Origin of the sequence: Indioceanicola profundi, from assembly GCF_003568845.1 — a bacterium.
In the GTDB taxonomy this organism is placed as follows: Bacteria; Pseudomonadota; Alphaproteobacteria; order Azospirillales; family Azospirillaceae; genus Indioceanicola; species Indioceanicola profundi.
The window spans coordinates 381534-400766 of sequence record NZ_CP030126.1; the positions used below are offsets into that span (position 1 = coordinate 381534).

A 19233-nucleotide genomic window follows, 5' to 3' on the forward strand; every position below is an offset into this window, starting at 1 on the left:
GCTGGACGGTGGACCTTCGGAAGGAGGCCCGCCGCCCGGCGTCGTCTGTCTTTTTTATCCTGCGGGCACGCTCGTATGATAGACAGGGTACCCCCGGTTCGCATCCGCGTGCCGGGGGCTTTCTCCCCGATGCCGGCTAGGGCCGGTTTCCGGGGAACAGATTTCGAGGCGCGGCTGAGTGGCGATCCCGAAGGGGAGCGCCGCCCGCGCTGATTCGTGTTTTGGGCCGCCGCACCGCCAGGAGCGTCGGTCCAGGGGGCATCCGCAGGGCAGCGCCGCGGCAACGTGGCCGCAGTCCGCGGGTGGTGCATAGATCCGGGCGAGTTCACGAGAGGCATTCATGGCCAAGTCGTTCACGGGACGTAAGCGTATCCGCAAGAGCTTCGGGCGCATCCCCGAGGTCACCCGCATGCCGAACCTCATCGAGGTTCAGCGGAGCTCGTACGACCATTTCCTGCAGATGGATGTGGCCCCCGACGCCCGCGCCAATCTGGGCCTCCAGGAGGTCTTCAAGTCGGTCTTCCCGATCAAGGACTTCTCCGAGCGCGCCGTGCTGGACTTCGTCCGCTACGAGCTGGAGATGCCGAAGTACGACGTCGAGGAGTGCCAGCAGCGCGGCATGACCTTCGCGGCGCCGCTGAAGGTCACCCTGCGCCTCACCGTCTTCGACGTTGATGAGGACACCGGCCTGAAGTCCATCCGCGACATCAAGGAGCAGGACGTCTACATGGGCGACATGCCCCTGATGACGGCCAACGGCACCTTCATCATCAACGGCACCGAGCGCGTGATCGTCTCGCAGATGCACCGCTCGCCCGGTGTGTTCTTCGACCACGACAAGGGCAAGACCCACAGCTCGGGCAAGTACCTCTTCGCCGCCCGCGTCATCCCCTACCGCGGTTCCTGGCTGGACTTCGAGTTCGACGCCAAGGACATCGTGTATGTCCGTATCGACCGCCGCCGCAAGCTGCCGGCCACGACCCTGCTGTACGCGCTGGACAGCGCGGACACGGCGGAGCTGCGCGCCGACCGGATCGCTCAGGGCAAGGACCTGCTGCCCTACGAGGCGCAGGGCATGAGCAAGGAGGAGATCCTCGGCTCCTTCTACGAGACCATCACCTTCCAGCGCTCCGGCGACGGCTGGAAGACCCCGTTCGTGCCCGAGCGCATGAAGGGCATCAAGCTCGCCTACGATCTGGTCGACGCCAAGTCCGGCGAGGTGCTGGTCACCGCCGACACCAAGATGACCCCGCGTATGCTCCGCAAGCTGCAGGAGCAGAACCTGACCGAGATCAAGGTCGGCGTCGAGGATATCGTCGGGCGCTATCTGGCCATCGACATCATCGACGAGACGACCGGCGAAGTGATCTACGAGGCTGGCGACGAGGTGACCTCGGCTGCGCTGGAGCGGCTGGAGAAGGCTGCCGTCACCGAGCTGCCGGTCCTGAACATCGATCACATCAATGTCGGCCCGTACATGCGGAACACCATGGGTGTGGACCGCAACGCCAGCCGTGAAGACGCGCTGATCGACATCTACCGCGTCATGCGCCCGGGCGAGCCGCCGACGCTCGAGTCCGCCGAGGCGCTGTTCAAGGGTCTGTTCTTCGACTCCGAGCGCTACGACCTCTCCGCCGTCGGCCGCGTGAAAATGAACGCCCGCCTCGGGTTCGAGACGGACGACCAGATGCGCGTGCTCCGCAAGGAGGACATCCTCAAAATCCTGAAGATCCTGGTGGACCTGAAGGACGGCCGGGGCGAGATCGACGACATCGACCATCTCGGCAACCGCCGCGTCCGCTCCGTCGGCGAGCTGATGGAGAACCAGTACCGCGTCGGTCTGCTGCGCATGGAGCGTGCGATCCGCGAGCGCATGAGCTCGGTCGAGATCGACACGGTGATGCCGCACGACCTGATCAACGCCAAGCCGGCCGCGGCCGCCGTGCGCGAGTTCTTCGGCTCCTCGCAGCTCTCGCAGTTCATGGACCAGACCAACCCGCTCTCCGAGATCACGCACAAGCGTCGTCTCTCGGCCCTCGGGCCTGGCGGTCTGACCCGCGAGCGCGCCGGCTTCGAGGTGCGCGACGTGCACCCGACCCACTATGGCCGCATCTGCCCGATCGAGACGCCGGAAGGCCCGAACATCGGTCTGATCAACAGCCTCGCCAGCTACGCCCGCGTCAACCAGTACGGCTTCATCGAGAGCCCGTACCGCAAGGTCGTCGACGGCCGCGTCACCTCCGAGGTGGTCTACCTCTCGGCCATGGAGGAGGGGCGCTACATGGTGGCCCAGGCCAATGCGGAGCTGGACGCCGACAACAAGTTCGCCAGCGAGTTCGTCTCCTGCCGCAAGGGCGGGGACTACCTGCTGGCCCGTCCGGACATGATCGACCTGATCGACGTGTCGCCGAAGCAGCTCGTCTCCGTCGCCGCGGCGTTGATCCCGTTCCTTGAGAACGACGACGCCAACCGCGCGCTGATGGGCTCGAACATGCAGCGTCAGGCCGTGCCGCTGATCAAGGCGGACAGCCCGCTGGTCGGCACCGGCATGGAGGCCACGGTGGCCCGCGACAGCGGCGTCACCATCGTGGCCCGCCGCGCCGGCGTGGTCGACCAGGTGGACGCCACCCGCATCGTCGTCCGCGCGACGGAGGATACGGACCCGGCGGCTCCCGGCGTCGACATCTACAACATGCTGAAGTTCCAGCGCTCCAACCAGAACACCTGCGTCAACCAGAAGCCGCTGGTGAAGGTGGGCGACCGGGTGCAGAAGGGCGACATCATCGCCGACGGTCCCTCCACGGACCTGGGTGAGCTGGCGCTCGGCCGGAACGTGCTGGTCGCGTTCATGCCCTGGAACGGCTACAACTTCGAGGACTCCATCCTCATCTCCGAGCGGATCGTCCGCGATGACGTCTTCACCTCGATCCACATCGAGGAGTTCGAGGTCATGGCCCGCGACACCAAGTTGGGCCAGGAGGAGATCACCCGCGACATCCCGAACGTGGGTGAAGAGGCTCTGAAGAACCTCGACGAGGCCGGCATCGTCTATATCGGCGCCGAGGTCCGTCCGGGCGACATCCTGGTCGGCAAGGTCACGCCGAAGGGCGAAAGCCCGATGACGCCGGAAGAGAAGCTTCTGCGCGCCATCTTCGGCGAGAAGGCCTCCGACGTCCGCGATACCTCGCTCCGGCTGCCGCCGGGCGTGGCGGGCACCATCGTCGAGGTGCGCGTGTTCAGCCGTCGCGGCGTCGACAAGGACGAGCGCGCCCTGGCGATCGAGCGGGCCGAGATCGAGAAGCTGGCCAAGGACCGCGACGACGAGAAGGTGATCCTGGAGCGCTCCTTCTACACCCGCCTGCGCGAGCTGCTGGTCGGTCAGCGGGCCGTGTCCGGTCCGAAGGGCGTGAAGGCCGGCGACACCGTCACCGAGGAGCTGCTGGCGGGTCTGACCCGTGGGCAGTGGCGCCAGATCTCGGTCGAGAACGACCAGGTCATGGAGCACATCGAGCAGACCGGCAAAGTGTTCGACGACAGCGTCCAGCGCCTGCAGGAGCGGTTCGAGAACAAGGTCGAGAAGCTGCAGCGCGGCGACGAGCTGCCGCCGGGCGTGATGAAGATGGTCAAGGTCTTCGTCGCCGTGAAGCGCAAGCTGCAGCCGGGCGACAAGATGGCCGGCCGTCACGGCAACAAGGGCGTGATCTCCCGCATCACCCCGATCGAGGACATGCCGTACCTGGAGGACGGCCAGAACGTCGACATCGTTCTGAACCCGCTGGGCGTGCCGTCGCGCATGAATGTGGGTCAGATCCTGGAGACGCATCTGGGCTGGGCTGCCGCCGGCATCGGCCGCCAGATCGGCGAGATGCTGGACCGCTACCGCCACCAGTTGGAGGATGCGGCCCGGAACGGCACGCTCAGCGATCTGCGTGAACGGCTGCGCGCCATCTATGGCGAGGAGGTCTATCAGAACGACATCGCCGAGATGACCGATGCCGAGCTGACGGAGCTTGCGGCCAACCTGCGCCGCGGCATCCCGTTCGCCACCCCCGTCTTCGACGGCGCGCGGGAGGACGATATCGTCCGCGCGCTGAAGGAGGCCGGCATCGACAGCTCCGGTCAGATGACCCTGATCGACGGCCGGACCGGTGAGCCGTTCGACCGCAAGGTGACCGTCGGCTACATTTACATGCTGAAGCTGCACCACCTGGTGGACGACAAGATCCACGCCCGCTCCATCGGCCCCTACAGCCTGGTCACCCAGCAGCCGCTGGGCGGCAAGGCCCAGTTCGGCGGCCAGCGCTTCGGCGAGATGGAGGTGTGGGCCTTGGAAGCCTATGGTGCCGCATACACCTTGCAGGAGATGTTGACGGTGAAGTCGGACGACGTGTCCGGCCGTACCAAGGTCTACGAGGCGATCGTCCGCGGCGACGACAACTTCGAGGCCGGTATCCCCGAGAGCTTCAACGTGCTGGTCAAGGAGCTGCGGTCGCTCGGCCTCAATGTCGAGCTGAACGAGCGGAACTACTGATCGCGCCCGTGCTAAGGCGGGCGGGGCCTCTCCGGGTCCCGCCCGTCCAAAGGTTTTGCCCGAGTTTTCCGCCCATCCCCAGGGGAGACGGGACATGAATGAGCTGATGAATATTTTTGGCCAGCAGCAGGGCCCGCAGAGCTTCGATCAGATCCGCATCTCGATCGCGAGCCCTGAGCGCATCCGCTCCTGGTCGTTCGGCGAGATCAAGAAGCCGGAGACGATCAACTACCGTACTTTCAAGCCGGAGCGCGATGGCCTGTTCTGCGCGCGGATCTTCGGCCCGATCAAGGACTACGAGTGCTTGTGCGGCAAGTACAAGCGCATGAAGTACCGCGGCATCATCTGCGAGAAGTGCGGCGTCGAGGTCACCCTGTCCAAGGTGCGCCGCGAGCGCATGGGCCATATCGAGCTGGCCAGCCCGGTCGCGCACATCTGGTTCCTGAAGTCCCTGCCGAGCCGCATCGGTCTGCTGCTCGACATGACGCTGAAGGATCTGGAGCGCATCCTCTATTTCGAGAACTACTGCGTCATCGAGCCCGGCCTGACGGACCTGAAGCTGCACCAGCTCCTGTCCGAGGACGAGCTCGTCGACAACCAGGACAAGTTCGGCGAGGACGCCTTCACCGCCAAGATCGGCGCGGAAGCCCTCAAGGACCTGCTCTCCAGCCTCGACCTCGTCGAGGAGATGGACACCTGCCGTGAGGAGCTGCGTGAGACCTCGTCCGAGGCCAAGCGCAAGAAGCTCGTGAAGCGGCTTAAGCTGATCGAGGCCTTCCTGGGCGTCCCCCAGGAGGTCGAGGATGTCGGCGCGTTCGAGCGGTTTGAGGGCTACAAGCGCCGGATCGAGCGTCCGGACCAGCGTCCGCTGTTCAAGGTCTATCCGGAGGCGACCCGTCCGGAATGGATGATCCTCGAGGTCGTGCCGGTCATCCCGCCCGAGCTGCGTCCGCTCGTCCCGCTGGATGGCGGCCGCTTCGCGACCTCCGACCTGAACGACCTCTACCGCCGCGTCATCAACCGCAACAACCGCCTGAAGCGGCTGATCGAGCTGAAGGCGCCGGACATCATCGTGCGCAACGAGAAGCGCATGCTGCAGGAGGCCGTCGACGCGCTGTTCGACAACGGCCGCCGCGGTCGCGTGATCACCGGCGCCAACAAGCGGCCGCTGAAGTCCATCAGCGACATGCTGAAGGGCAAGCAGGGCCGCTTCCGTCAGAACCTGCTGGGCAAGCGCGTCGACTATTCCGGCCGTTCGGTCATCGTCGTCGGTCCGGAGCTGAAGCTGCACCAGTGCGGCCTGCCGAAGAAGATGGCGCTTGAGCTGTTCAAGCCCTTCATCTACGCGAAGCTCGAGCTGTACGGCCTGGCCTCCACCATCAAGGCGGCGAAGCGCATGGTGGAGAAGGAGCGTCCGGAGGTCTGGGACATCCTGGAAGAGGTCATCCGCGAGCATCCGGTCATGCTGAACCGGGCGCCCACGCTGCACCGTCTGGGCATCCAGGCCTTCGAGCCGACCCTGATCGAGGGCAAGGCGATCCAGCTCCACCCGCTGGTCTGCACCGCCTTTAACGCGGACTTCGACGGCGACCAGATGGCCGTGCACGTCCCGCTGAGCCTCGAGGCCCAGCTGGAAGCGCGCGTTCTGATGATGTCCACCAACAACATCCTGTCGCCCGCCAACGGCAAGCCCATCATCGTGCCGAGCCAGGACATCGTCCTCGGCCTGTACTACATCACGATGGAACTGCCGGGCATGATCGGCGAAGGCATGGCCTTCGGCTCCATCGGCGAGATCGAGCATGCGCTGGCCGCCAAGGTCGTCAGCCTGCATGCCAAGGTCCAGGCGCGCTACCACACGGTCGACGATCAGGGCAACCCGATCACCGTCCGCGTGACCACCACGCCGGGCCGCATGCTCCTGTCCGAGCTGCTGCCGCGCCACCCGGCGCTGAAGTTCGAGACGATCAACCGCCTGCTGACCAAGAAGGACGTGCAGAACGTCATCGACATGGTCTACCGCCACTGCGGTCAGAAGGAGACGGTGATCTTCGCGGACCGGCTGATGAAGCTGGGCTTCACCAACGCCTTCAAGGCCGGCATCTCCTTCGGCAAGGACGACATGGTCATCCCGGCCGAGAAGGAGAAGCTGATCGCCGAGGCGCAGGAGCGCGTCAAGGAGTACGAGCAGCAGTACCTGGACGGCCTGATCACCCAGGGCGAGAAGTACAACAAGGTGGTGGACGTCTGGTCGGAGACGACCGAGAAGGTCGCCGCCGCGATGATGAAGGTCATCGAGCAGCCGAAGCCTGGCGTCGGCGTGAACTCCGTCTTCATGATGGCCCACTCCGGCGCCCGCGGTTCGGCGGCGCAGATCAAGCAGCTCGCCGGCATGCGCGGCCTGATGGCCAAGCCGTCGGGCGAGATCATCGAGACCCCGATCATCTCGAACTTCAAGGAAGGCCTGACGGTGCTGGAGTACTTCAACTCCACGCACGGTGCCCGTAAGGGACTGGCCGACACCGCCCTGAAGACCGCGAACTCCGGTTACCTGACCCGTCGCCTGGTCGACGTGGCGCAGGACGCCATCATCGTCGAGGACGATTGCGGCACGCTGGAAGGCCTGACCGTGAAGGCGGTCATGGATGGCGGCGAGGTCGTGGTTCCGCTGGGCGAGCGCATCCTGGGCCGCACGGCCAACAAGGACATCATCCACCCGCTGACCGGCGACGTGATCGTTGCGCGCAACGAGCTCGTTACCGAAAAGGAAGTGGAGGAGATCGAGCGCGCCGGCATCGACGAGGTCAGCATCCGCTCGGTCCTGGTCTGCCAGACCAAGGACGGTGTCTGCGCCAATTGCTACGGCCGTGACCTGGCCCGCGGAACGCGGGTCAACATGGGCGAGGCGGTCGGCGTCATCGCGGCGCAGTCGATCGGCGAGCCGGGCACCCAGCTCACCATGCGTACCTTCCACATCGGCGGTGCGGCACAGCGTGGTGCCGAGCAGTCCTTCATCGAAGCGACCCTGGATGCCAAGGTCGTGGTGAAGAACCGCAACCTGGTGCTCAACTCCGATGGCGTGCCGGTCGTGATGGGCCGGAACTGTGAGCTGGCGCTGATGGATGATCAGGGCCGTGAGCGGGCGCGTCACCGGGTGCCGTACGGCGCCAAGCTGAACAAGGCGCTCATCGACGATGGCGCGCCTATCAAGAAGGGCGACCGTCTGGCCGAGTGGGACCCGTACACCCTGCCGATCCTCACGGAGAAGGAGGGTATCGCCAACTACGTCGACCTGGTGGAGGGGCTCTCCATCCGCGAGGTCGTGGACGAGGCGACGGGCATCAGCTCCAAGGTGGTCACCGACTGGCGTCAGCAGCCCCGCGGCGCGGACCTGCGTCCGCGCGTCACCCTGCGGGACGAGAAGGGCGAGATCATCAAGCTGCCGAACGGGCTGGAGGCACGCTATTACATGAGCGTGGACGCCATCCTGTCGGTGGAAAACGGTGCGAAGGTCCGGGCCGGCGACGTGCTGGCGCGTATCCCGCGCGAGTCTTCCAAGACCCGCGACATCACCGGTGGTCTGCCGCGCGTTGCCGAACTGTTCGAGGCGCGCCGTCCGAAGGACTTCGCCATCATCTCCGACCTGGATGGTCGGGTTGAGTTCGGCAAGGACTACAAGACGAAGCGCCGCATCATCGTGAAGAACGATGAGACGGGCCAGGAGCAGGAGTACATGATCCCGAAGGGCAAGCACATCTCCGTGCAGGAGGGTGACTATGTCCAGCGGGGCGACCTGCTCATGGACGGCAACCCGGTGCCGCACGACATCCTGTCGGTGATGGGGGTGGAGGCGCTCGCCAACTACCTCATCAACGAGATCCAGGACGTCTACCGGCTGCAGGGCGTGAAGATCAACGACAAGCACATCGAGGTGATCGTCCGCCAGATGCTGCAGAAGGTCGAGATCATGGAGCCCGGCGACACCACCTTCCTCACGGGTGAGCAGGTGGACCGCGTCGAGTTCGAGATCGAGAACGAGCAGGTGCAGCGGCGCATGGACGAGGGCGAGCAGGATCTGCGCTTCGCCCAGGCCAAGCCGGTGCTCCAGGGCATCACCAAGGCCAGCCTGCAGACCCGCAGCTTCATCTCCGCGGCGTCGTTCCAGGAGACCACCCGCGTCCTCACCGAAGCTGCGGTGCAGGGCAAGGTGGACAACCTGGAAGGCCTGAAGGAAAACGTGATCGTCGGTCGTCTGATCCCGGCCGGTACCGGCTCGGTGGTCAACCGCCTGAAGCAGATCGCGGCCGAGCGGGACAAGGCTCTCCAGATGGCGGAAGCCGGCCTGGAGGCCCTGCCGGCCGACGGCGGCGACCAGAACGCCGCCTGATCAAGGCGCACAGCGCTGACATGAAGAGGGCCGCCCGGGAAGACCGGGCGGCCCTTTTCGTTTCTACCGCTTCAAGGCGCGAAACCCTCAGGGGCGGACGCAGGCCTTCACTGCCGCCTCGATATCCTGGCGCTTCTCCATGGCCCAATAGGCGTCGAAATGGCGGTCGGTGACAAGGATGTCGACGCCGCTGTCCGCCAGGCGCGCATATTTGGCCTCGTTGTTGGATGCCGCGATGTCCCGGTCGCCGGCCCACAACGTGGCGAAGATCGCCGGGATGCCGCGGCGCTCCAGCAGGTCCCACAGGGCCGGGTCCTCCCGGTTCACACCGGTGAAGGCGAAAATGCGGTCCTCGGGCACGCCCGCCTCGACAAGCCGGTCGAGCATGTCGGGCCTGGTGATCCCAACGCTCATGCTGATGGTCGGATCGAGGCTGACCACCTTCGCCGCTTCCTCCACATCATCCACGATGATCGCGGCATAGCGTTGCGCCCCGTGCCTCTGCACAAGCTCCACCACATCGGCGACATCGACGCCGCGCTTCAGGTCGATCTGCACCACGGCCCGGTCCTTCGCCCAGATCAGGGCTTCTTCCAGTGTCGGAATCCGCATTGGCGGCTGGGGCGCGAAGCCGGTGGGGTCCCTCAAGGACTCTGCCCGGAGCTCCTTCAAGCTCTTCTCCGAAATGCGCCCCCGCCCGGTGCTGGTGCGGCCGAGTTCGCTGTCATGCATGAGGACGAGAACGCCATCCTCCGTCTGCGCGACATCCAGCTCGATCAGCGCCGGTATCTTGGACAGGGTGTAGGCGAAGGTCTCGATGGCGTTTTCCGGATAGCCCGGCTTCGGACCGCCCCGGTGGGCCGAAATGATGGTGGCGCGCTGTTCGACGATGCAGTCCAGGAACCCGGCTACGTTCGCCGCCTTCGGCTTGATGGGAATCGCCGGCTCGGGCAGTGCTCGCGCCGCAGCCTCGCCGCCCTCCGCACCCCGTTGCGCCAGGGCAGGGCAGCTGATGGCGATCAGGGCGGCGGTAAGGAACAAAGCTGCTGCTCGCATCGTTCAGGCTCAGGGTGGTGGACGTCCGGGGCACGGGGTAGATCACTCCGTCGCCCCGGTCAATCCGCCCGGACCATCCAAGAGCGACAGCCCTGCGCGACGCGAGCGCCCCCCTTGCACTAAGGGCGGGCGCCCAGCCGAAATCGAGCGCCATCGCCGCTTGACGCACACCTGTCACATCCATATAGTCCGCCAACCGTTTTCGGGGGGCAGGCTGTAGTCTGCCCTGGTGTTGACTAGACGCTGTCCCCAGTGACGGCTCCCGGCTGCGGCCGGCGGGCTCGAACGCGGAACCCCCCGGAAAAAGAAAATAGCCGCACCCGAGTTCTTGTTCGGACGGCGTTCGGAAGTCTCCCCGCGCGAGGCAGCAACTGCTTCGTCCGTGGGGATTTTCGTCGTTCGGGCCGACTCGGGAGTAGCACAGGACAGAACCTAGGAGTTTTTGAGATGTCTCGTCGTCGTAAGGCCGAGAAGCGGGAAGTTCTGCCGGATGCGAAGTTCGGTGACGTCGTGCTGACCAAGTTCATGAATTGCCTCATGTACGACGGCAAGAAGTCGGTCGCCGAGTCCATCGTCTACGGCGCCCTGGACCGCATCGAGGAGAAGGTGAAGGCCGACAGCCTGCAGCTCTTCCACGACGCGCTGAACAATGTCCGTCCGTACCTTGAGGTCCGTTCCCGCCGCGTCGGCGGCGCGACCTACCAGGTTCCGGTCGAGGTTCGCTCCGAGCGCGCCCAGGCCCTGGCCATCCGCTGGATCATCGGCGCCGCCCGCGGCCGTTCCGAGGACACCATGACGGAGCGTCTGGCCGGTGAGCTGCTCGACGCGGCCAACCAGCGCGGCACCGCCGTGAAGAAGCGCGAAGACACCCACCGTATGGCAGAGGCCAACAAGGCCTTCTCGCACTACCGCTGGTAAGCAAGGAAGAACGCAAGGGCCGCCTACGGGCGGCTTGAGCGGACAAGGCCCATGCACCGTTCCCATCCACTCGACCGCTACAGGAACATCGGCATTGCCGCGCACATCGATGCCGGCAAGACGACGACGACTGAGCGCATCCTGTATTACACAGGTAAGTCGTACAAAATCGGCGAGGTGCATGAAGGCACCGCGACGATGGATTGGATGGAGCAGGAGCAGGAGCGCGGCATCACCATCACGTCGGCCGCGACGACCTGTTTCTGGCGTGAGCACCGCATCAACATCATCGACACCCCCGGCCACGTGGACTTCACCATCGAGGTGGAGCGCAGCCTGCGGGTGCTCGACGGTGCAGTCGCGGTATTCGACAGCGTGGCGGGCGTGGAGCCCCAGTCGGAGACCGTGTGGCGGCAGGCGGACAAGTACCGCGTGCCCCGCATGTGCTTCGTCAACAAGATGGACCGGACCGGCGCCGATTTCTTCCGCACCGTGGAGATGATCGGCGACCGTCTCGGCGCCAATGCGGCGGTCCTGCAGCTTCCCATTGGGGTCGAGGCCGATTTCGTCGGCGTCGTGGACCTGGTGCGGATGAAGGCGGTTGTCTGGACCGAGGACAAGCTGGGTGCGGACTTCCACGAGACCGACATCCCGGCCGAGCTGGCCGACAAGGCTGCCGAATACCGTACGCGCCTGATCGAGCAGGCGGTCGAGCTGGACGACGCGGCAACCGAGGCCTACCTCGACGGGCGCGAGCCCGACGAGGCCACGCTGAAGGCGCTGATCCGCAAGGCCACCATCAGCCTGCGGCTCGTGCCGGTGCTGTGCGGTTCCGCCTTCAAGAACAAGGGCGTGCAGCCGATGCTAGACGCCGTCGTAGATTATCTTCCGTCGCCGCTCGACGTGGAGAATGTCCGCGGCACCACCCTGGACGGGGCTCCCGACCAGCGTCCGACCGACGACAAGGCGCCGTTCGCGGCCCTGGCGTTCAAGATCATGAACGATCCGTTCGTCGGCACGCTGACCTTCTGCCGGGTCTATTCCGGCACGATGGAGACGGGCAGCCAGGTCATGAATGCCGGGAAGGGCGAGCGCGAGCGCATCGGACGGATGCTGCTGATGCACGCCAATACCCGGGAGGAGATTACGGCGTGCTGCGCCGGCGATATCGTCGCCATCGCCTCGCTGAAGAACACGACGACGGGCGACACGCTGTGCGATCCCGACCACCCGATCGTGCTCGAGCGGATGGAATTCCCCGAGCCGGTGATCGAGGTGGCGGTCGAGCCGAAGACGAAGGCCGACCAGGAGAAGATGGGCGCGGCATTGCAGCGCCTGGCCGCCGAGGACCCGTCCTTCCGCGTCGCACAGGACGCGGAGACGGGCCAGACGGTCATCAAGGGAATGGGTGAACTCCATCTGGAGATCATCGTCGACCGCATGCGGCGGGAGTTCAAGGTTGATGCCAGCGTAGGCGCGCCGCAGGTGGCGTACCGCGAGACCATCACCGCCCGCGCCGAGGTCGACTACACCCATAAGAAACAGACCGGAGGCTCCGGTCAGTTCGCCCGGGTGAAGCTGGCTTTCGAGCCGCTGAAGCCCGGCGAGGGTTACAGGTTCGAGAATAGGGTCGTCGGCGGCGCGGTTCCGAAGGAATACGTGCCCGGCGTCCAGAAGGGCCTGGAGTCGGCGAAGGATAACGGCGTTGTCGCCGGGTTCCCTGTCATCGACTTCAAGGTGGAATTGGTGGATGGCGCGTATCACGACGTCGACTCGTCCGTGCTCGCGTTCGAAATCGCCACCCGGGCTGCTTTCAGGGAAGGTATCCAGAAAGCGAAGCCGGCCCTGCTCGAGCCGATCATGAGGGTCGAAGTGCTGACGCCCGAAGACTATATGGGCGACATCATCGGCGACCTGAACAGCCGGCGGGGACAGATCACCGGGATGGATCAGCGGGGCAACGCCCGCATCATCGAGGCGATGGTCCCTCTGGCCAACATGTTCGGCTATGTGAACACCCTGCGCTCGATGAGCCAGGGCCGGGCCCAGTACTCCATGCAGTTCGATCATTATGAGCAGGTTCCCCAGGCCGTCGCGGAGAACATCCGCGCGAAGATGGGCTGAGCGGAACCTTACCGGTAGAAGAGGATAGAGCCATGGCGAAGGCGAAATTCGAGCGGACCAAGCCGCACTGCAACATTGGCACGATTGGCCATGTTGACCACGGCAAGACGTCGCTGACGGCGGCGATCACGAAGATTCTGGCGGAGACGGGCGGGGCGACCTTCACGGCGTACGACCAGATCGACAAGGCGCCGGAAGAGAAGGCGCGCGGGATCACGATCTCCACGGCGCATGTGGAATACGAGACGCAGAACCGTCACTACGCCCACGTGGACTGCCCGGGCCACGCCGACTACGTGAAGAACATGATCACGGGCGCGGCGCAGATGGACGGCGCCATCCTGGTGTGCTCGGCGGCCGACGGCCCGATGCCGCAGACGCGCGAGCACATTCTTCTGGCCCGTCAGGTCGGCGTGCCGGCGCTGGTGGTGTTCCTGAACAAGATGGACATGGCCGATCCGGACCTGGTGGAGCTGGTCGAGCTCGAGGTTCGCGAGCTGCTCTCCTCCTACGGCTTCCCGGGCGACGACATCCCGGTGATCAAGGGCTCGGCCCTGGCCGCGCTGGAGGACAGCGACAAGGCGCTCGGCCATGACGCCATCCTGGAGCTGATGCGCAACGTGGATGAGTACATCCCGCAGCCGGAGCGTCCGAAGGACAAGCCGTTTCTGATGCCGATCGAGGACGTGTTCTCGATCTCGGGCCGCGGCACGGTGGTGACCGGCCGCGTTGAGCGCGGCATCGTCAAGGTTGGCGAGGAAATCGAGATCGTCGGCATCAAGGCCACCGTGAAGACCACGGTGACCGGCGTCGAGATGTTCCGCAAGCTGCTCGACCAGGGCGAGGCCGGCGACAACATCGGCGCGCTGCTGCGCGGCACCAAGCGCGAGGATGTGGAGCGCGGTCAGGTTCTGGCCAAGCCGGGCTCGATCACCCCGCACACGGAGTTCGAGGCCGAGACCTACATCCTGACCAAGGAAGAGGGCGGCCGCCACACCCCGTTCTTCGCCAACTACCGTCCGCAGTTCTACTTCCGCACGACCGACGTGACGGGCACGGTGGAGCTGCCGGAAGGCACCGAGATGGTGATGCCGGGCGACAACATCCGCCTGAAGGTGAAGCTGATCGCCCCGATCGCCATGGATGAAGGTCTTCGCTTCGCCATTCGCGAGGGCGGCCGCACCGTCGGCGCCGGCGTCGTCTCCAAGATCGACAAGTAAGTAACTGTCGCGAGTGACTGGAGAGGTTTCGGCCGGCGGGAATGGCCCCGCCGGCCGGTTCTCTCCCAACTACGGGTTCAGGAACATGGAAAGCCAGAACATCCGGATCCGCCTGAAGGCGTTCGATCACCGCGTGCTCGACCAGAGCACCAGCGAGATCGTGAACACCGCCAAGCGGACCGGTGCCCGGGTGCGCGGCCCGATCCCGCTTCCGACGCAGATCGAGAAGTTTACGGTCCTCCGCTCCCCGCACATCGACAAGAAGTCGCGCGAGCAGTTCGAGATCCGCACCCACAAGCGTCTGCTGGACATCGTCGATCCGACGCCGCAGACCGTGGATGCGCTGATGAAGCTCGATCTGGCCGCCGGCGTCGACGTCGAGATCAAGCTCTAAGTTATCAAGTACGGGACCTCTCCCACAGAGGATGTCCCGAGTCAGGAGAATTAGGATATGCGATCCGGATTGATCGCGCAGAAGCTGGGCATGACCCGCGTCTTCACGGACGAGGGCGAGCATGTTCCGGTGACTGTGCTGAAGCTCGACCAGGTTCAGGTCGTCGGCCAGCGGACCGAGGATAAGGACGGTTATACCGCCCTGCAGCTCGGCGCCGGCAAAGCCAAGGTCAAGAATGTGGCCAAGGCTCAGCGCGCCCAGTTCGCCGCGGCGAAGGTGGAGCCGAAGAAGAAGGTCGTCGAGTTCCGCGTCGACGCCGCCAACCTCATCGACGTGGGCGCCGAGATCACGGCCGACCACTTCGTGGCGGGCCAGTTCGTGGACGTGACCGGCACCACCATCGGCCGCGGCTACTCCGGCGGTATGCGCCGCTGGAACTTCGGCGGTCTGCGTGCGACGCACGGCGTGTCCGTGTCCCACCGCTCCATCGGTTCGACCGGTGGCCGTCAGGATCCGGGTCGCACCTTCAAGAACAAGAAGATGCCCGGCCAGTACGGCGTCGAGAAGGTGACCGTGCAGAACCTGAAGGTCGTGTCGGTCGATGCCGACCGCGGCCTCATCCTGGTGAAGGGTGCCATTCCGGGCCATGAAGGCGCCTGGGTCATGGTGCGCGACGCCGTGAAGAAGAAGCTGCCGGACGGCGTGCCGTTCCCGGGCTCCTTCAAGGCCCCGGGCGAGACCGTCCAGGCCGATGCTCCTGCGCCGCAGGAGGGCTGAGATCATGAAGACGAACGTCATCAATCTGAAGAACGAGCAGGTCGGCGAGATCGATCTCTCCGATGAGGTGTTCGGTCTGCCGCTGCGCGAGGACATCCTCGCCCGCATGGTGAACTGGCAGCTCGCCAAGCGCCGTGCCGGCACGCACAAGACCAAGGGCGTGTCCGAGATCTCCGGCACCGGCAAGAAGCCGTACCGCCAGAAGGGCACCGGCCGCGCCCGCCAGGGCTCGCTCCGTTCGCCGCAGTTCCGCGGCGGCGCGGTGATCTTCGGGCCCGTGGTGCGCAGCCACGAGCACGACCTGAACAAGAAGGTCCGCAAGCTCGCGCTGAAGACCGCCCTGTCCACGAAGGCCGCCGAAGGCAAGCTGATCGTCCTCGACGCAGCTTCCACCGACAGCCACAAGACCAAGGACATGGTGGCGCAGCTGAAGGCCCTCGGCATCTCGTCCGCGCTGATCATCGACGGCGCGAACCTGAACGAGACCTTCTTCCGCGCGGTGCGGAACATTCCGCACATCGACGTGCTGCCGGAGCAGGGCGCCAACGTGTACGACATCCTGCGGAAGGACACGCTGGTCCTCACCCGCAACGCGGTCGAGCAGCTGGAGGCTCGCCTGAAATGAGCAAGACCACGATCAAGAAGGTGAGCCAGGAGCGGATGTACGATCTGATCCTCGCTCCCGTCATCACCGAGAAGTCCACCATGGGCTCGGAGCACAACCAGGTCACCTTCAAGGTGCCGCTGGATGCCTCCAAGCCGGAGATCAAGGCCGCAGTCGAAGGGCTGTTCAAGGTCAAGGTCGAGGCCGTGAACACGGTCGTGGTCAAGGGCAAGACGAAGCGTTTCCGCGGTACGATCGGTCAGCGGTCGGACTACAAGAAGGCCGTGGTGACCCTCGCCGAGGGCAGCACGATCGACGTGACCACGGGCGTGTGAGGGTAGAACGATGGCATTGAAGACGTTCCGTCCCATCACGCCGAGCCTCCGCCAGCTGGTGCTGGTGGATCGCTCCGAGCTGTGGAAGGGCAAGCCGGTCAAGAGCCTGACTGAAGGCAAGTCCGGTTCTGGCGGCCGCAACAACACCGGCCGCATCACCGCCCGCCGCATGGGCGGCGGTCACAAGCAGGTCTACCGTCTGGTGGACTTCAAGCGTCGCAAGTTCGACATGGCGGCGACCGTTGAGCGGCTGGAATACGATCCCAACCGCACCGCGTTCATCGCCCTGATCAAGTACGAGGACGGCACGCTCTCGTACATCCTGGCTCCGCAGCGCCTCAAGGCCGGCGACTCCGTCGTGGCCGGCGAGCGCGTCGACGTGAAGCCCGGCAACGCGATGCCGTTGAAGAACATCCCGGTCGGCACCATTGTCCACAACGTGGAAATGAAGCCGGGCAAGGGTGGTCAGCTGGCGCGCGCCGCCGGCACCTACCTGCAGCTGGTCGGTCGCGACCAGGGCTATGCCCAGCTGAAGCTCCCGTCGGGCGAGCTGCGCATCGTGCGCGGCGAGTGCATGGCCACCGTCGGTGCGGTGTCCAATCCGGACGAGAGCAACATCGTCATCGCCAAGGCCGGTCGTAACCGGTGGCTGGGCAGGCGCCCGGCGGTCCGTGGCGTCGCGATGAACCCGATCGACCACCCGCACGGTGGTGGTGAGGGCCGCAGCTCCGGTGGTCGCCATCCGGTGACGCCGTGGGGCAAGCCCACCAAGGGCAAGAAGACGCGCAGCAACAAGGCGACGGACAAGTTCATCGTCCGCCGCCGCGGCAAGAAGTAAGGGAGTGGCACCGTGACGCGTTCCGTCTGGAAGGGGCCGTTCGTAGACGGCTACCTGTTGAAGAAGGCAGATAAGGCGCGGGCGTCGGGCCGGAATGAGATCATCAAGATCTGGTCCCGCCGCTCCACCATCCTGCCGCAGTTCGTTGGGCTGACCTTTGGCGTGTACAACGGTCAGAAGTTCCTGCCCGTGCTGGTGACCGAGAACATGATCGGTCACAAGTTCGGCGAGTTCTCCCCGACGCGCACGTTCTACGGCCACGCGGCCGACAAGAAGGCGAAGAGGAAGTAACATGGGCAAGCCTGCGGCAGAGCGCCGTCTCACCGAAACCGAGGCCAAGGCATTTGGCGGCCTCCTTCGGTCGAGCCCGCGCAAGCTCAACCTGGTCGCACAGCTGATCCGCGGAAAGTCCGCTGGTGAAGCACTGGCCCTGCTGACATTCTCCAAGCGCCGCATCGCGGGCGAGGTGAAGAAGGTTCTGCAGTCCGCCATCGCGAACGCGGAGAACAACCACCAGCTGGACGTGGACCGGCTGTACGTGTCGCATGCGACCGTCGGCAAGGCCCTCGTCATGAAGCGCTTCCACGCACGGGCCCGCGGTCGCGGCGCCCGGATCGAGAAGCCTTACAGCAACCTGACCGTGATCGTGCGTGAGCGCGCTGAGGAAGTGGCTGAGGGGGCAGAGGCGTAATGGGTCAGAAAATCAATCCGGTCGGGCTGCGGCTCGGCATCAACCGGACCTGGGACAGCCGTTGGTTCGCTGACCGCGACTATGCCAAGCTGCTCCACCAGGACATCAAGCTGCGCGAGTTCCTCGCGAAGCGCCTTCAGGCGGCCGGCGTCAGCCGGATCGTCATCGAGCGTCCGGCCAAGAAGGCCCGCGTCACCATCCACACGGCTCGTCCGGGCGTGGTGATCGGCAAGAAGGGCGCGGACATCGAGAAGCTGCGCGGCACGCTGAGCCAGATGGCCGGCGGCGAGGTGAGCCTGAACATCGTCGAGATCCGCAAGCCGGAACTGGACGCGAAGCTCATCGCCGAGAACATCGCCAACCAGCTCGAGCGCCGTGTGGCATTCCGTCGCGCCATGAAGCGCGCGGTGCAGTCCGCCATGCGCCTCGGCGCACAGGGCATCCGCATCAACTGCGGCGGCCGTCTGGGCGGCGCCGAGATCGCGCGTCTGGAATGGTACCGTGAGGGTCGCGTTCCGCTGCATACCCTGCGTGCGGATATCGACTATGCAACGGCCACCGCGAAGACTACCTATGGCACCTGCGGCGTGAAGGTCTGGGTGTTCAAGGGCGAGGTTCTGGCGCACGACCCCATGGCGCAGGACAAGCGCGCCATGGAGCAGGCTCCGGCCCGCTGATCGTCGTCGGATACTAGCAGGGATTAGAAAGGCAACTCGCCATGCTCAGTCCGAAGCGTACTAAGTTCCGCAAGCAGCACAAGGGCCGCATCCACGGTCCTGCGAAGGGCGGAACGTCGCTGAATTTCGGGGCCTTCGGCCTTAAGGCGGTGGAGCCGGCGCGCATCACCGCCCGCCAGATCGAGGCTGCCCGTCGTACCATCACCCGCCACCTGAAGCGTCAGGGCCGCGTCTGGATCCGGATTTTCCCGGACGTGCCGGTCTCCTCGAAGCCGGCGGAAGTCCGCATGGGTTCCGGTAAGGGTTCGCCGGAGTTCTGGGCGGCCCGGGTGCATCCCGGCCGCATCATGTTCGAGCTGGACGGCGTCCCGGCGGATCTCGCCAAGCGCGCGTTCGAGCTTGCGGCAGCCAAGCTGCCGATCAAGGTTCGTATGGTCACCCGTCTGGGTGAGGGGGGTGAGGCATGACGAAGGCGACTGACTTCCGCGCCAAGAGCCAGGATGAGCTGAACGATCAGCTCATCCAGCTCAAGAAGGAGCAGTTCAACCTGCGCTTCCAGCGGGCCTCCGGCCAGCTGGAGAACACGGCGCGGGTCCGGCAGGTGCGTCGCGACATCGCGCGCATCAAGACCATCCTGGGCGAGCGGGCGACCGCTTCGTCCGCGTCCTGATAGGGGAGTGT

Annotated in this window: 16 protein-coding genes; 15 read left to right on the forward strand and 1 reads right to left on the reverse strand. The window is 65.3% G+C overall.

The features are described 5' to 3' along the window. Nucleotides 1-340 precede the first annotated feature (340 nt). Both rpoB and rpoC read left to right on the forward strand, forming a co-directional pair. Nucleotides 341-4531: a DNA-directed RNA polymerase subunit beta gene (rpoB, locus tag DOL89_RS01850; RefSeq protein WP_119677619.1), complete on the forward strand. Its 4191-nt coding sequence runs from the start codon at nt 341-343 to the stop codon at nt 4529-4531. 94 nt (nt 4532-4625) lie between these two features. Next, nucleotides 4626-8918 (forward strand): DNA-directed RNA polymerase subunit beta', encoded by a 4293-nt coding sequence (gene rpoC / locus DOL89_RS01855; protein WP_119677620.1) that lies wholly within the window; start codon nt 4626-4628, stop codon nt 8916-8918. Nucleotides 8919-9005: 87 nt separating this feature from the next. Here the strand turns inward: rpoC and DOL89_RS01860 are convergent, their stop codons facing one another. After that, nucleotides 9006-9974 (reverse strand): glycerophosphodiester phosphodiesterase family protein, encoded by a 969-nt coding sequence (locus DOL89_RS01860; protein ID WP_119677621.1) that lies wholly within the window; start codon nt 9972-9974, stop codon nt 9006-9008. 447 nt (nt 9975-10421) lie between these two features. Between DOL89_RS01860 and rpsG the strand changes: the two genes are divergently transcribed. The 13 genes from rpsG to rpmC all read left to right on the forward strand — a co-directional run bounded on the left by rpsG (nt 10422) and on the right by rpmC (nt 19222). Continuing rightward, nucleotides 10422-10892: a 30S ribosomal protein S7 gene (rpsG, locus tag DOL89_RS01865; protein WP_119677622.1), complete on the forward strand. Its 471-nt coding sequence runs from the start codon at nt 10422-10424 to the stop codon at nt 10890-10892. Nucleotides 10893-10943: 51 nt separating this feature from the next. After that, nucleotides 10944-13016, forward strand: coding sequence for an elongation factor G (gene fusA, locus DOL89_RS01870; protein ID WP_119677623.1), 2073 nt, complete (start codon nt 10944-10946; stop codon nt 13014-13016). A 32-nt stretch (nt 13017-13048) separates the two neighbouring features. Then, nucleotides 13049-14236, forward strand: coding sequence for an elongation factor Tu (gene tuf, locus DOL89_RS01875; RefSeq protein WP_119677612.1), 1188 nt, complete (start codon nt 13049-13051; stop codon nt 14234-14236). An 85-nt stretch (nt 14237-14321) separates the two neighbouring features. Further along, a complete protein-coding gene (gene rpsJ, locus DOL89_RS01880) occupies nt 14322-14630 on the forward strand; it encodes a 30S ribosomal protein S10 (protein WP_119677624.1) in 309 nt (102 codons plus the stop codon). A gap of 57 nt (nt 14631-14687) precedes the next feature. Further along, the gene (gene rplC, locus DOL89_RS01885; protein WP_119677625.1) at nt 14688-15407 is read left to right on the forward strand and encodes a 50S ribosomal protein L3; all 720 of its coding nucleotides are present in this window, start codon (nt 14688-14690) and stop codon (nt 15405-15407) included. A 4-nt stretch (nt 15408-15411) separates the two neighbouring features. Then, a complete protein-coding gene (gene rplD / locus DOL89_RS01890; protein ID WP_119677626.1) occupies nt 15412-16032 on the forward strand; it encodes a 50S ribosomal protein L4 in 621 nt (206 codons plus the stop codon). Continuing rightward, nucleotides 16029-16346, forward strand: a complete 318-nt coding sequence (locus DOL89_RS01895) for a 50S ribosomal protein L23 (RefSeq protein ID WP_119677627.1) — start codon at nt 16029-16031, stop codon at nt 16344-16346. The genes rplD and DOL89_RS01895 overlap by 4 nt, the downstream gene beginning before the upstream one ends. A gap of 10 nt (nt 16347-16356) precedes the next feature. Next, nucleotides 16357-17184, forward strand: a complete 828-nt coding sequence (gene rplB / locus DOL89_RS01900) for a 50S ribosomal protein L2 (protein WP_119677628.1) — start codon at nt 16357-16359, stop codon at nt 17182-17184. Nucleotides 17185-17196: 12 nt separating this feature from the next. Further along, the gene (rpsS, locus tag DOL89_RS01905) at nt 17197-17475 is read left to right on the forward strand and encodes a 30S ribosomal protein S19 (RefSeq protein ID WP_075771883.1); all 279 of its coding nucleotides are present in this window, start codon (nt 17197-17199) and stop codon (nt 17473-17475) included. 1 nt (nt 17476) lies between these two features. After that, nucleotides 17477-17875, forward strand: a complete 399-nt coding sequence (rplV, locus tag DOL89_RS01910; RefSeq protein WP_119677629.1) for a 50S ribosomal protein L22 — start codon at nt 17477-17479, stop codon at nt 17873-17875. Further along, entirely contained in the window at nt 17875-18552 is a 678-nt protein-coding gene (gene rpsC / locus DOL89_RS01915; protein WP_119677630.1) for a 30S ribosomal protein S3, read from the forward strand. Before rplV ends, rpsC begins: the two co-directional genes overlap by 1 nt. A gap of 41 nt (nt 18553-18593) precedes the next feature. After that, complete coding sequence (gene rplP, locus DOL89_RS01920; protein ID WP_119677631.1) at nt 18594-19019, forward strand: 50S ribosomal protein L16; 426 nt, start codon at nt 18594-18596, stop codon at nt 19017-19019. Further along, on the forward strand, nt 19016-19222 hold the full coding sequence (gene rpmC, locus DOL89_RS01925) for a 50S ribosomal protein L29 (protein ID WP_119677632.1): 207 nt from the start codon (nt 19016-19018) through the stop codon (nt 19220-19222). The genes rplP and rpmC overlap by 4 nt, the downstream gene beginning before the upstream one ends. Nucleotides 19223-19233: the final 11 nt, after the last annotated feature.